This window comes from Labrenzia sp. THAF187b (genome assembly GCF_009363375.1).
In the GTDB taxonomy this organism is placed as follows: Bacteria; Pseudomonadota; Alphaproteobacteria; order Rhizobiales; family Stappiaceae; genus Roseibium; species Roseibium algicola.
The window spans coordinates 2510686-2523796 of record NZ_CP045344.1; the positions used below are offsets into that span (position 1 = coordinate 2510686).

A 13111-nucleotide genomic window follows, 5' to 3' on the forward strand; every position below is an offset into this window, starting at 1 on the left:
GCGGGAATATGCTGCATATCCGCGACGAGGGAACGGGCAGACCGCTGGTGCTGATCCACGGCTGGTCCTGTCCGGGCCGGTTCTTCGAAGGCCAGATCGAGGCTCTGAAAACTGACGCCCGTTGCATTGTTCCGGATCTGCCCGGCCACGGCAAAACAGCGGGCCGGTTGCCACTGACCATCGAGGCAGCCGCCGATGCGGTTCATGAAGCTTTGGCCGAGCGCAATCTAACCGAAGTAATCCTCTGCGGTTGGTCGATGGGTGCGTTGGTTTCCTATGCAATGATCGAGCGGCACGGCGCCGACAGGATCTCGCAGTTCGTTGCCATTGACATGACGCCGAAGGTTCTGAACGACCCTGATTGGCAGAACGGAACGCTGAACGGCCTCAATGCCGAACTCAACGACCATTTCCTGAATGCCATTGTGGCGGATTGGGCCAAACTGCCGGCCCGGATCGCGAGACGACTGTTCGCCGAAGGCCTGCCCGTGCCGGAGTGCGTTGCGGAGCTTGCCCGCAAAGAGATAGCTGCAGCCGATCCTGTGCTCTTGAAGCCGATGTGGTCGTCACTCACCGCACAGGATTTCCGCCCGCTTTTGCAAGCCTTTCCCGTGCCGTTTCATCTGGTGGCGGGTCTGCGCAGCCAGCTTTACGGCCCGGGTGTCCATCGCTGGCACGCGGACAATGTTCCGGATTTCCATTTCCATGGCTTTGAAGCATCAGGCCACGCGCCGCACATGGAAGAGCCGGACAAGTTCAACAGCCTGCTGCGGAACCTGGTGAAGGGCTGAGGCGCACAAACTTTGCTTTTTGGGGCGGCCAACCTGACCGTTTCCTTAGTGTCCGCCGCCCAATTTCGCCTTCACGAATTCAACGATCCGGTCCAGGATGCTCAAAACCAGGAACACGGCGAGCAGGCCGACGAAGAAGCGGAAGTCGCGCAGCAACGTGCCGGGCGCAAAATCCTGGACGCTGCTGTTGGCGTAGGTCCACACAGCCCAGGCGATCCCGGCGAGGAGTGCTGTCATCACCAGCGAGATCAGGATGGTTTGCCAGAAGGGCTTTTGCGGCTGGTCGCTCATTTCAGCACCCTGGCGGTCAGAAGGTCTGCCTTGAACACCATCAGGTCGTCCAGCTGTTCGACCTCGCCTTCGACCTCGATGTAAAGCGCCAGCAGCGGATCGATGGCCTCGCCGAGAAGCTGGCCGTCCTTGCCGGCCATGAGAAAGAAGTTGTGTCCCTCGACCGGTCCGGACGAGACGAAGACCGGCGGAATGCCGCCGGTCAGGCAGAGGTCCGCGCAGGCCTTGTGCGCAAGGCCCCGGCCCGGGCGCATGGCGCCCGCATAGCACTTGCCGTCGCAGATCTCGCCGGTCAGCTTCCAGCGGCCGAGCGAGACGGGTTCGGATGGGGTGAAGCCGGGCGCATCGTCCGTTGCAGGAGCTACCTGTCCCACCTGGATCATTGTCAGATCGCCCCGGTTCACCGGCACTCCACGCAAGGTCACCGGCATCTCGTGATTGGCTTCGGCCTGGTCAAAGACACCGCGTTTGCCCTGGCCTGCCAGCATGTAGGTGCGGGCAGGGGAGTCGCCATCAGCCGGAATGCGGAACACCGGATAGGGCCGGAGTTCGAGCAGGCCTGTTTGCTCGAACCTGTTGCCCCACTGAAACGTGCCGCTGCCCGGATCGTTCTGGGTGGTGGACAGGGCGAAGGCTGCAAGGCCCAGTCCCGCCACAAAACACAGGGAGAAGACCCCGAGAAAGGCCACCAGCGGCTTCGGCACCTTGTTGAGATAGCCGACGAAAAACGGCGCCGCCTTGGTTTGTTTCCAGCTCATGGCGCACCTCCGATCACCACCGGCTCGACATAGGTGCCGGGTGGCAGAGCGTTGGGATCGAGAAGAACGGTGGAGCCGACCAGCTTCAACTTGTAGGTGGCGATCTTCTCGGTGAAGGGCGCGGGTGCGCGGCCGTCGGCCAGATTGTACTGATACCCGTGCCAGGGGCAGGTGATGCAACCCCACAGCACCTTGCCCTCGCCAAGCGGACCGTTCTGGTGGGCGCAGACATTGGTGACAGCCGACAGCTTGCCGTCATACTTGAAGATGGCGACCCGCTCCTCTTCGCTCAGCGTCACGACCTTGGCGCATTTGTCGTCGATTTCGTCAACCTCTCCGGCAACGACCCAGCCGGCTTCTTCCAGAGAAGCCTTTGCCGTGGCATCGCCTTTTTCCCGATTGGCTTCCAGGCGCCCGCTTGCAAAGTGAAGACCGCAGACCATGACAACGCTTGCCGCAACCATGCTGGTGAAGATGGGATCGGACGGGCCTTGCAGCGCGCCGAGCGCGACATGCAACACTACGAAGGCGTAAGCGGCATAGATGAACATGTGCAGCGCCTTCCAGATCGGCGCACCCAGAAAGCTGAGCCAGAAATCATGGCTGGTGGCAGCCAGTACAAACAGGATCAGGAGAGCGGCGATACCGAAAGCCTCGAAGGGAAAGCCGATCACCTGCCCGTAGCTTGTGTTGGACGACAATAACGCGACGTAGCTGTCTGTCGGTGAGAAGTTGAAATACCAGCCAAGCACATAGTTGGCGTGGACAGCGGCAATACCCGCGGTCATCACACCGAAATGGCGGCGGTTATAAAGCAATGGCAGAAAGCGCCGGTCGAGCCGTGCCAGCGGCCCGATGCACAGGATCATCGTCAGCATCAGGAAGGCACAACTGCCGAAGGCGCGCATCCTCAGGATCGCACCGTCGATCGGCCGGGTGACATCCTCGTAGAACGGCCCGACGCGAATGAAGACGTAGAGATACAGCGCAACGGCAATCAGCAGGATGGCATCATAGACCATCTTGTTGCGGTTCCAGATCACCGGTGTGTATTGCACGCTCATTGGCTTGCCTCCCCGGAGCTTACCGCAGGGGCTTCAATCAGCACAGCCGGTCTGTCCGTGGGGGGCGACTGGCGCATGGCCAGGATGGCAAAGAAAGCCAGCGGCAGCAAAAGGCCGAGGACAGACCAGATACGGGCATGAGCCTTGCGATGTGCACGTTTCACCGGCCAGCCTCCCCATGCTTTTCAAGCACGTACCAGCGATAGAGCACCAGCGGCCAGATCAGGCAGATGCCGGGAATGAGCAAGGGCCGGAAGACGTGAGACCCGCGTGCGGATGGTTCCACGCGGTCGATGCCGATGACAAGAAAGAGTGCCGCGACCAGCCCGCCGGCCATGAGATAGTATTTTCCGATGTCGATCAGAATGGCTGCTGTTTGCAAGTGGACCCCCGCCAGGTCTGGATGTGATTGGTGTCAGCTTAGCTCAATGAGAAACATTGCCAACGGGTTCTTCATTTCTTCCGGTCCGAGTTGGCCTCTCTTCTCTTCTCACCCCGTCATTGCAGGGGTCGACCCTGCAATCCATGCCGTTTCCGTACCTTGAGCGAGGTCGGTCATGTCGAACCGCAATGGCGTGGATCCCATGGTCGAGCCATGGGATGACGGAGGAGGAGGTGATGCTCGAGTGGCCTTGCCGCGTAAACGGAGCGATTGAGACCTTGTCACGGTTTCCATCAAACCAGATCCGCATCCGTGATGATCTCCACCAGTGACGGACCTTTATGGGCGATCGCATCGGCGATGGCGTCTTTCAGCTCGGCGGGGTCGGTCACCCGGTGGCCGTGACCACCGCACAGGCGCGCGAAAGCGGCGAAGGACGGGTTGGTGAGGTTCGTTTCCCAAACCGGCCATTCGCCCGAGCGCTGCTCCTTGGAGATCTTGCCGAGCTCGGAATTGTTCAAAAGGATATGGGTTATATCCATTCCGTATTTGACGGCCGTGGTGAACTCCATGGCGTATTGACCAAAGCCTCCGTCACCCGAAATCGAGATCACCTTGCGGCCCCGGAATTCCTCGAAGTCCTGGGTCGCGCTCCAGGCGCCCAGAGCCGCGGGCAGGCTGAAACCGATGGAGCCGAGATAGCCGGACATCAGGATGCGCTGTCCGCAAGGCTCAAAATACCGACCGAAGGAATAGGTGTTGTTGCCGACGTCGACCGGGATGATCGCGTCCGGTGGGCACAGATCGCTCAACGCCTTGAAAACGGCCGCCGAGTGAATGCCCCTGCCGCCGTCCTCGGAAAGACGAAGGTCCTTTTCCGCGCGCCAGATTGTCCAGCGTTCCACCAGTTCTCCCGCCTGGTCGGGGGCATCTGCCGGTTTCAGAACCTGATCGACAATGGCTTCGCAGAAGCTGCCGATCTCGCCCCAGACGGGCAAGGTCACCGGATGGAACTTGCCGAGCTGCATGCGCTCGAAATCCACCTGGATGATTGTCTTGTAGGGGGCAATGCCGGTGTGGTTGGCAAAGGATGATCCGAGCGAGACGATCAGATCCGCCTCGTTCATGAACCAGCTCGCAATGGGCGTCCCGGAGCGGCCAAGAACACCAGCCGCCAGCGGGTGGGTGTCCGGGATCAGGCCCTTGCCCTTGAAGGTGGTCAGGACCGGTGCGCCGAGCTTTTCGGCAAGCGCGACGACCTTGTCGCGAACATCCTTGGCGCCGTAGCCAAGCACAATGACCGGGCGTTTCGCTGCGTTGATCATCTCAACGGCCTTAGCGAGATCCTCGCCGGAGGGCGTGATGCCGGTTCCGCCGAGGCGGCCTTCGGGATTGCCTGCCTCCCTGCTGCTCGGGTTGGTCTGGACGTCGTCGGGGAAAATGAGATTGGCGACATCCCGTTCCACCAGCGCGGTTTTCAAGGCGAGCGACATCAGCTCGGCATGGTTGGAGGTGCTGAGCACCGGCTGGGAAAATTTCGAGACGGCTTCGAACGCAGATTTGAGATCAATGTCCTGAAAGGCCCCCGGGCCGAACACCTGGGTCTGCACCTGGCCGGTGAGGGCCAGAACCGGTGACCGGTCGACCTTCGCGTCCCAGAGGCCCGTCAGAAGGTTGGTTGCACCGGGGCCGGCAATGGTGAGGCAGGCTGCCGGTTTGCCTGTCAGCTTGCCATAGGCGGATGCGGCGAAGGCGGCCGCGCCCTCGTGGCGAATGCCGATATAGCCCAAGGTGCCCTTGTCGACCTGACGGCGTATCGCATCGGAAAGACCGAGGTTGGAGTGGCCAACCATGCCGAAGACGCGCTTGACGCCCCAGTTGACCATGGTTTCGGCCATGACGTCGGTCACGGTGTGTTCATGGGGCGGCTCCGGTTCCAGGCCGATGAAGATCTCGTCGCCGTCGATCCTGAGGGGATAGAGCTTCTGGCCACTGTCCTCGTGACCACCGGGAGGAGTGCCCGTCAGCGGATCGAAATCCCAGCCGTGCCAGGGGCAACGGATCCAGCATTTTCCGTCCGAGCCCTTCTCGATGGAGCCTTCCCCGAGTGGGCCGCGCTGATGCGGGCAATGATTGTCCATTGCCGCCCACTGGCCTTCGAAATGCGACAGGCAGATCGAGGTTGTACGCGCCGTAACCGTTTTCACCCGGCCTTCGGGCAGGTCGTTGACGTGCCCAACCTTGATCCAGTCGAGATCCTGAGCGTCCATTGGTCTTCCTCCCTTAAACGTCGCGATCGGTCACGCGATGCCGCCATAGGCAACGCCGGATAGCTCGGCCATTTCCCGTTTCCAGGTCGTCAGGTCTTCCAGGGTGAACTGGCTCAGGTGCGAATGGCCGCAGGCCCTTGCCATCACCTGCATCAGTTCAACCGATGCTTCGAAGAAGTTGGTCAGCTGGCGGGCGGATTTCTCGATTTCCAGCCGATTGACCAGATGCGGTTTCTGGGTGGCGATCCCGACCGGGCAATTGTTGGTGTGGCAGGCTCGCATGGCGATACAGCCGATGGCCTGCATGGCCGAATTGGAAAGAGCCACCGCGTCGGCACCAAGCGCCAGGGCCTTGATGAAATCTGCCGGTTTGCGCAGGCCGCCTGTGATGATCAACGTGATGTCCGGCCGTTCCGACGTGTCGAGGTGCCTCCGAGCACGGGCAAGCGCGGGAATGGTCGGAACGGAGATGTTGTCGCGGAAGATGATCGGTGCTGCCCCGGTGCCGCCGCCACGGCCATCAAGGATAATGTAGTCGACACCCACTTCCAGGGCCGCATCGATGTCCTTTTCGACGTGCTGGGCCGACAGCTTGTAGCCAATCGGGATGCCGCCGGTGCGGGTGCGGACCTCGTCGGCGAAATCCTTTATCTGGGACCGGTCGGTCCAGTCCGGAAAGCGGGGTGGCGAGATCGCGTCTTCGCCTTCCTTCAGGCCGCGGACCTCGGCAATCTTGCCCTTGACCTTGGCCCCCGGCAGATGACCACCCGTGCCGGTCTTGGCCCCCTGACCGCCCTTGAAGTGAAACGCCTGAACCTTGTCGAGCTTGTCCCAGGCAAAACCGAACCGGGCCGAAGCAAGTTCATAGAAATACCTTGAATTGGCCTGTTGTTCTTCCGGCAACATGCCGCCTTCGCCGGAGCAGATGCCGGTTCCGGCGAGGTCTGCGCCTCTGGCAAGGGCAATCTTTGCCGGCTCCGACAGGGCGCCAAAGCTCATGTCGGAGACCAGCAACGGGATCTTCAGTTTCAGCGGTTTCTGCGCGTTCGGCCCGACAACAACGTCGGTGCCGACCGGTTCGTCCTCCAGAAGCGGGAATTTCTGCAGTTGGGCCGTCAGGATCTGGATATCGTCCCAGTCGGGCAACTGGTTGCGCGGCACGCCCATGGCGTCGACGCGGCCATGATGACCTGTCTTTTTAAGTCCGTCGCGGGCGTATTGCTGGATCAGGCCGTTGTAAGGTTCTTCCTCGGTGCCGTGGCTCGTGTCGGCATAAAGGCCGAGGTAGCTGTTGCGGTTGAACGGCTGCGGATGCTCCCGAGCCCAGGCGGCGACCTCGTCTTCATCGACCAGGATATCGTCGCCCTCCACCCAGCTCTTGAATTTCGGCAAGGCCTCGGAGTTGTTGTATTCGGAGACGCCGCTGTCGAGCCGGTAATCCCAGTAATGAACGCCGCAGATGAGGTTGTTGCCGCTGACATAGCCATCGGACATGAGCGCGCCGCGATGCAGGCAGCGGCCGTAGAAGACGGAGATGTCGTCGTCGAAGCGAACAACCACAAGGTCAACATCGGCGACGAGGGCATACGTCGGTTTTCTGTCCGGCAATTCGCTGAGTTTGGCAACAACCTGTTTTGTCATGTCTTCCCCCGGCTACTGGCGATATGCGCCCTTGCTATTGGGTTGGTCGAAATTCAGTCGGCAGGCACTTCCGGCCGCATGGGCGGCATGGCCTTGAGTTCCGCTGCCCCGTCCTTGCCGGACATGTGAGCACCGTACCATTTGGCAAAAGGCACGGCTGTGACACCATGCAGGACCGCGCTGATCCAGACCGCGTTAACGGCCAGGTTCAGGAGCTGTTCGCCGATTGCGTGATCGATCTGGTCAACGACGAGCAGCGCAAAAAGGGCTGTTGCCAGTCCGCGTGGGCCGAACCAGCCGAAAAAGAGCTTGGTCAGCGGGGCGGCATCCGTGCCGGCAAGCGACAGCCAGACCGCCAGTGGGCGCACCACGAACAGGCTCACCAGAATGAGTGCAAGGCTGGCGGCATCAAGGTGAGCGATGGCATCGGGCAACAGGGCAAGACCGATCAGGAAAAAGGCGCCCCAGGAAAGCATCTGGCCTTCGCTTTCGGTGAATTCGTAAATGAAGGCGCATTGCCCCTTGATGACGTTGCCGAAGAAGAGCCCTGCGACGAACGCTGATATGAAGCCGTTGCCGCCGATTTCGCCGGCGGCCAGATAAGCGCCGCAAGCCATGGCAATGGCGCCGATGCCTTCGATGGTATCGGTGGTCATGCGCCGGCGTTTGGCAGCCAGAAACAGCACCCCGCCCGCAGCACCGATGGCCGCGCCCGCCAGGGGACCAAGGATCAGTTGCTTGGCGCCGAACATCAGCCAGTCTGTCGCGCCCGGCTGCATCATTTCCCCGGCAAGGCTCGCGAACAGCAAGATGGCCGGCAGGGCCAGTCCGTCATTGAGGCCGCTTTCCAGCGTCAGCGCCCGGCGCACCCGCTCCGGCACCGCCTTGTTGGTGACGACAGCCTGGCCGAGAGCAGCATCGGTCGGTGCGAGCAGCGCTGCGGCAAGGGCGGCGACGATGAGCGGTTCGCCGCTCAAGAACGGTATTGCCGCCATGGTTCCGATAATGATGGCCAGTGGCAGGCCAAGGGCGAGCATGCGCAAGGGCCATTGGTGACGCTGGCGCAGGGCCTGAAGATTGATCTGGGCAGCGTCCAGAAACAGAAGGACGATGAGAGCCAATTCGGCAACGATATGCAGAAGGCGTTCAGCATCGGTTCCGGGCATCAGCCCGGTCTGGGCCATCAGGTAACCGAAGCCGATGAAGAGGATCGGTGCTGTCAGGATGCCGTTCGACAATTTCCTGGCCAGCAGCGTGTAGCAGACCGTAAACAGCGCCAGAAGCAACAGGCCGGTTGTCATGAAACGGTATCCCCCTCGAACGCTGTGACGTTAGGACGGCGCGAGCTGCCGTCTCAAATCATAATGCGATGACGCGGTTGTGCGACAGCCGTGATTTGCCAAAGGCGCAAATGCGTTTGGAAGGGGCAGGTCAAAGGCCCGTGCGAGGGTTACTGCAAGGCCGCCAATTGCTTCAGGATGCGCTGCGCATCTGCGGGTTTGGCGGCGATTTCAAGGATCAGTTTCTTGCGTACAGCTTCGGCAAATGTCGCTGGACTGTCGGCAGTCACCACAAAGGCGGCCGGACCGCCGATGATGCTCTCGTAGAACCGCTTTTCCAGATCGTAGGCAATTGGCCGGCCGGAACAATGCCGACACAGAACCGCCAGGCCGTTGATGACAATGCCGGAGGAAACCACGATATTCCGGGCTTCGGGTATGGTCGGGCCGTTCCAGTTGTTGGCGCTGTCGGCAGAAAGGTCGATCACCCTGCGCAAGCCTGCAAAGGCATTGTCGTCGATCAGCTCCTTGCCTTTCAGAAGCGCTGCGCCGATGGCGTTGCGGCCGTAGGCGCGGCGCGGGGCTGCCATCAGTTCCGTTGCAAAATGCTGGGCGCTCTCCGGTCCGTCGATGACTGTCCAGTCCACGACAACATCCTGCGAGTGCATGTCCGCCCATTCGACATAGGTGACGACGATCTTGCCGTAGATGTTGCTGGCGATGGCATTGAGCACTGACGGATCCGTGATCGCGTCGGCATAGCCCTTGCGTTGAAACCGAATTTCCTCGTCGTCGATGGAGCCGGTCGCATCGGCCAGGAGCACCAGTTCCAGGTCGAGTTCTTCGGAAACGGCTGGGGGGATCAGAAAAAGGCACCAGACAACAACAGCAAGGAATATCCGCATAGCAACCGTCTCCCCATGGCAAAGACATTGGAGAGTAGCTAGGGCAGGGTCGGGAAAAGGGCAGGGTGGATGATGGTCGTGTCGCGAAGTTTGTCGTTGTTATCACGTGTCACTATACGGCATGCCCCACTCGTATTCGGGGAAGCCCTCGCCACAGGATATTTGCACTCAAGCACCGGCAACTTGTCATCCCTGCGCAGGCAGGGATCCAGTAACCCACAGAGTTTGCATTTTTCGTCTCATACGACACGGCGTACTGGATCCCGGTCTTGCTGCTGACGCAACAAACCGGGACGACAAATCATGGAGGTTCGGATGTGTTTCAAGCTTAGTTTCTGAATGTCTTGAACGAGAACTCCAGGTCTTCAAAGCCTGAAACGACCACCAGGGCGTGTCCCGTTTGACCAGAAATAACTTGAAACGCGCTTTGCTCTGATGCGCTTGCCCCTGCAATCCATGCCAACGCGTTTCCTCGTTCATCCACTTTGTGTGGAGGTGCAACGGCTTGGATCCCATGGTCGAGCCATGGGATGACGACGGTTGGAAATGAAGAAACAAAAAACCCGCCTTCCATCGGAAAGCGGGTTTTGTCTGATCTGTTTTAGTTCTGACCTTACGCGACAGCGCGGGCCAGTGCGCATTGCGACCACAAGTCGTTGATCGCGTTGGCGAGGTGTTCGATGTCTTCGGCCGTGTGCAGCGGTGTCGGGGTGAAGCGCAGGCGCTCCGTGCCGACCGGAACCGTCGGATAGTTGATCGGCTGAACGTAGATGCCGTAGGTATCCAGAAGGATGTCGGAGATCCATTTGCACTTCTTGGCATCACCCACCATCACCGGAACGATGTGGCTCGGGTTTTCCATGTGCGGGATGCCGCGCTTGTCGAGAGCGGCGCGCACCTGGGCGACCCGGTCCTTGTGCGCCTTGCGCTCGAACAGGCTGTCCTTCAGGTGACGGATGGAGACGGCTGCGCCCGCTGCCAGTGCCGGCGGCAGGGCGGTGGTGAAGATGAAGCCGGAGGCGAAGGAGCGGATAAAGTCGACCACCGTTTTCGAACCGGTGATGTAACCGCCCATCACGCCGAAAGCCTTGCCGAGCGTGCCTTCGATGATGGTCAGACGATCCATCAGGCCTTCGCGTTCGGCAACGCCGCCACCGCGCGGGCCATACATGCCGACGGCATGCACTTCATCGAGGTAGGTCAGTGCACCGAACTTGTCGGCAACGTCGCAGATTTCCTTGATTGGCGCGATGTCGCCATCCATGGAATAGACGCTTTCGAATGCGACCAGTTTCGGCGCGTCCGGATCGTCCGCCGCCATCTGGCGTTCCAGGTCTTCATAGTCGTTGTGCTTGAAGATGCGCTTTTCGCAGCGGGCGTGACGGATGCCTTCAATCATGGACGCGTGATTGAGCGAGTCCGAATAGACGATCATGCCCGGAACCTGGGAGGCGAGCGTACCCAGCGCTGCCCAGTTGGAAACATAACCGGACGTGAAGATCAGAGCAGCTTCCTTGCCGTGAAGGTCGGCCAGCTCGTTCTCCAGAATGACATGGTAGTGGTTGGTGCCGGAAATGTTGCGCGTCCCGCCTGCGCCTGCGCCGCATTTGGAGATCACGTCCTGCATGGCGGACACGACCTTTTCGTTCTGGCCCATGCCGAGATAGTCGTTGGAGCACCAGACGGTCACGTCCTGAACGGAACCATCTTCGCGGTAACGGGTTGCGCGCGGAAAAGCACCTGCCTGACGTTCCAGATCTGCAAACACACGGTAATTGCCGTTGTCATGCAGTTTGCCCAGGCGTTCTTCCAGATACGCGTTCACGTCCATTCTCAGGATCCTCTCATCGCGGGCACCTTTGCCAGCGCCTCTCTCCTGCCCGCGCAACTCGCGTCCCGCGCGGCCAATTTGCTGCCTGGAACCTTTCCGTCCGATTCCAGACTAGCAGCTAACTTATAGCCATTCAAAACTGCTTATCAAAGTTTTGGCCTTGATCAAGGTCAAAAACCCCGGCTGCGTCCAATCGCCATAGTGTCCGTTGCCGTGGTTTGCCAAGGAAAACCGGCCTTGTTCCCTTGTCGGAAAAAGAGCGCAATTCCCGGTGAAACCGAAGAATATCCCAAGGTGATTGCCGGAAAGTTTTCGCTGTTACGGCAAACATGGGAACGGCATCGGAATATGCACGGGGCCAAATTGCCGCATTCTTCGGCCCGGTTTGAAGAAGTTTCTTGCTTTCAACCCTCAAACATGAATACTGATTCATGTTTCATGAATTGGGAGGAAACAGCAGGTGCGCAAACCAGCCGCAGAAGCAGACGCGCCGCAAAAGGCTGCAGGCAACCAGCCCAAAACGGCGCGCGGTGAAGCCACCCGAAAGGCGATCCTGACCGCTGCCGAAAGGGTGATCGGCGAGAAGGGCTACAACGACGCCTCCATCGGCCACATTACCAGTGAGGCAGGCGTCGCCCAAGGCACTTTCTATATCTACTTCACCACCAAGGAGCAGGTGTTCTCGGAGCTTGTCCTGGAAATGGGGCGGCTGGTCCGACACACGATCGCCGAGGCAACGCAGGGCATCGGCAACCGGCTGGAAGCGGAAGAGGCCGGCCTGCGGGCCTTCCTGGAATTCGTCCAGGCCCATCCGGACCTCTACCGGATCGTACAGGAAGCACTGTTCGTCGATCCTGCCGCCTATGAGGAATATTACAAGACATTCGCCGCCGGTTACCGGTCGGGACTGGTTGCCGCCGAGGCCGCCGGCCAGATCTCCAAGGGAGACACGGAAACCCGTGCCTGGGCCCTCATGGGCATCGCCCGGGCTCTTGGAGAGCAGCTGGTCGTGTTCAAGTCGGAAAAACCCATTTCCGAACTCGTTGCCAGTGCCTACGACCTGATTGCCAACGGCATCAAACCCTGAGGCGCATGTCATGGGCCTCGTAGAGACAGAAACACGCGGCGGCGCGATCTGGATATGGTTGAACCGGCCGGACCGGCACAATGCCCTGGTTCCGGCCCTGGTTTCGCAACTGCGGAGCGCCATTGCCGAAGCAGCGACGGCCGAACCGGTGGCGCTGGTTCTGTCGGGCCGCGGATCCAGCTTTTCGACCGGTGGCGATATTGGCGGTTTTTTGGACCATGCCGGATCGCAAGCTACACTCAGAGCCTACTCGGACGAGCTTGTCGGCAACCTGCACGAAACGATCCTCGACCTGCTGTCCTTTCCGGCGCCGGTGCTGGCCGCGGTCAATGGCCCGGTGACGGGTGGTTCTGCTGGCTTGATGCTGGCGGCAGACATGGTCGCCATGTCCGGGACGGCCTTTGTCCAGCCCTACTACAATCAGGTGGGCTTTGGGCCGGATGGTGGCTGGACAGCCTTGCTGCCGGACCGCATCGGCACTTCGAAGGCACTTGCGATCCAGTATCGCAACACGCGCATCAGTGCTTCGGAGGCCGTGGAACTGGGACTTGCCGTCTGTCAGGTGCCGGGGGCTGAGCTTGTCGCAACAGTTGACGGCTGGGGCGTGGATCTCGGCAAAGGCTTCGCGCAGACCCACCGCACGACACGGCAGAGTGTTTGGGATGCGCGCAGATGCGCGATGGTACGAGACCGTCTCGACCAGGAAAAAGCCAGGTTCCTGGACCTGGTGAGCCGTCAAAGCACACTCGACGGCATGAAGGAATTCACCAGGAAGCGGGCCTGAGGAGAAGCCCGTCCGAAGGACCAGGAT

At 60.4% G+C, this 13111-nt stretch carries 13 protein-coding genes; 3 read left to right on the forward strand and 10 right to left on the reverse strand.

The genetic code is table 11. The features are described from left to right. The first annotated feature begins 8 nt into the window (after positions 1 to 8). Positions 9 to 791 (forward strand): alpha/beta fold hydrolase, encoded by a 783-nt coding sequence (locus tag FIV03_RS11510; RefSeq protein WP_152511902.1) that lies wholly within the window; start codon positions 9 to 11, stop codon positions 789 to 791. Positions 792 to 836: 45 nt separating this feature from the next. Here the strand turns inward: FIV03_RS11510 and FIV03_RS11515 are convergent, their stop codons facing one another. The 10 genes from FIV03_RS11515 to hemA form a co-directional block, all read right to left on the reverse strand. Then, positions 837 to 1082 carry a hypothetical protein gene (locus FIV03_RS11515; protein ID WP_152509636.1) on the reverse strand — a complete coding sequence of 82 codons (246 nt, stop codon included), beginning with the start codon at positions 1080 to 1082 and terminating at the stop codon, positions 837 to 839. Beyond that, positions 1079 to 1840, reverse strand: coding sequence for a hypothetical protein (locus tag FIV03_RS11520; protein ID WP_152509637.1), 762 nt, complete (start codon positions 1838 to 1840; stop codon positions 1079 to 1081). The genes FIV03_RS11515 and FIV03_RS11520 overlap by 4 nt, the downstream gene beginning before the upstream one ends. Continuing rightward, a complete protein-coding gene (locus FIV03_RS11525; RefSeq protein WP_152509638.1) occupies positions 1837 to 2904 on the reverse strand; it encodes a Rieske 2Fe-2S domain-containing protein in 1068 nt (355 codons plus the stop codon). The genes FIV03_RS11520 and FIV03_RS11525 overlap by 4 nt, the downstream gene beginning before the upstream one ends. Beyond that, positions 2901 to 3068: a hypothetical protein gene (locus FIV03_RS31570; protein WP_173013827.1), complete on the reverse strand. Its 168-nt coding sequence runs from the start codon at positions 3066 to 3068 to the stop codon at positions 2901 to 2903. The genes FIV03_RS11525 and FIV03_RS31570 overlap by 4 nt, the downstream gene beginning before the upstream one ends. Beyond that, complete coding sequence (locus FIV03_RS11530; RefSeq protein WP_062487206.1) at positions 3065 to 3286, reverse strand: hypothetical protein; 222 nt, start codon at positions 3284 to 3286, stop codon at positions 3065 to 3067. Before FIV03_RS11530 ends, FIV03_RS31570 begins: the two co-directional genes overlap by 4 nt. Positions 3287 to 3579: 293 nt before the next feature. Further along, entirely contained in the window at positions 3580 to 5556 is a 1977-nt protein-coding gene (locus FIV03_RS11535) for a thiamine pyrophosphate-binding protein (protein WP_152509639.1), read from the reverse strand. Positions 5557 to 5586: 30 nt separating this feature from the next. Continuing rightward, positions 5587 to 7197 (reverse strand): glutamate synthase-related protein, encoded by a 1611-nt coding sequence (locus tag FIV03_RS11540; protein ID WP_152509640.1) that lies wholly within the window; start codon positions 7195 to 7197, stop codon positions 5587 to 5589. Between the two features lie 53 nt (positions 7198 to 7250). After that, positions 7251 to 8498, reverse strand: a complete 1248-nt coding sequence (locus tag FIV03_RS11545) for a cation:proton antiporter (protein WP_152509641.1) — start codon at positions 8496 to 8498, stop codon at positions 7251 to 7253. Between the two features lie 149 nt (positions 8499 to 8647). Continuing rightward, entirely contained in the window at positions 8648 to 9382 is a 735-nt protein-coding gene (locus FIV03_RS11550; RefSeq protein ID WP_152509642.1) for a DUF1194 domain-containing protein, read from the reverse strand. A 613-nt stretch (positions 9383 to 9995) separates the two neighbouring features. After that, entirely contained in the window at positions 9996 to 11213 is a 1218-nt protein-coding gene (gene hemA, locus FIV03_RS11555; RefSeq protein ID WP_152509643.1) for a 5-aminolevulinate synthase, read from the reverse strand. A gap of 460 nt (positions 11214 to 11673) precedes the next feature. On the opposite strand from hemA, the gene FIV03_RS11560 reads away from it, so the two are divergent. Together FIV03_RS11560 and FIV03_RS11565 are read left to right on the forward strand one after the other, a co-directional pair. Next, positions 11674 to 12300, forward strand: coding sequence for a TetR/AcrR family transcriptional regulator (locus FIV03_RS11560; protein ID WP_055656335.1), 627 nt, complete (start codon positions 11674 to 11676; stop codon positions 12298 to 12300). Positions 12301 to 12310: 10 nt separating this feature from the next. Then, complete coding sequence (locus tag FIV03_RS11565) at positions 12311 to 13084, forward strand: enoyl-CoA hydratase/isomerase family protein (RefSeq protein WP_152509644.1); 774 nt, start codon at positions 12311 to 12313, stop codon at positions 13082 to 13084. Positions 13085 to 13111 lie beyond the last annotated feature (27 nt).

Coding starts and splice junctions, on each gene's coding strand:
- FIV03_RS11510 (WP_152511902.1), top strand. CDS start 9: ATGCTGCATATCCGCGACGAGGGAACGGGCAGACCGCTGGTGCTGATC.
- FIV03_RS11515 (WP_152509636.1), bottom strand. CDS start 1,082: ATGAGCGACCAGCCGCAAAAGCCCTTCTGGCAAACCATCCTGATCTCG.
- FIV03_RS11520 (WP_152509637.1), bottom strand. CDS start 1,840: ATGAGCTGGAAACAAACCAAGGCGGCGCCGTTTTTCGTCGGCTATCTC.
- FIV03_RS11525 (WP_152509638.1), bottom strand. CDS start 2,904: ATGAGCGTGCAATACACACCGGTGATCTGGAACCGCAACAAGATGGTC.
- FIV03_RS11535 (WP_152509639.1), bottom strand. CDS start 5,556: ATGGACGCTCAGGATCTCGACTGGATCAAGGTTGGGCACGTCAACGAC.
- FIV03_RS11540 (WP_152509640.1), bottom strand. CDS start 7,197: ATGACAAAACAGGTTGTTGCCAAACTCAGCGAATTGCCGGACAGAAAA.
- FIV03_RS11545 (WP_152509641.1), bottom strand. CDS start 8,498: ATGACAACCGGCCTGTTGCTTCTGGCGCTGTTTACGGTCTGCTACACG.
- FIV03_RS11550 (WP_152509642.1), bottom strand. CDS start 9,382: ATGCGGATATTCCTTGCTGTTGTTGTCTGGTGCCTTTTTCTGATCCCC.
- hemA (WP_152509643.1), bottom strand. CDS start 11,213: ATGGACGTGAACGCGTATCTGGAAGAACGCCTGGGCAAACTGCATGAC.
- FIV03_RS11565 (WP_152509644.1), top strand. CDS start 12,311: ATGGGCCTCGTAGAGACAGAAACACGCGGCGGCGCGATCTGGATATGG.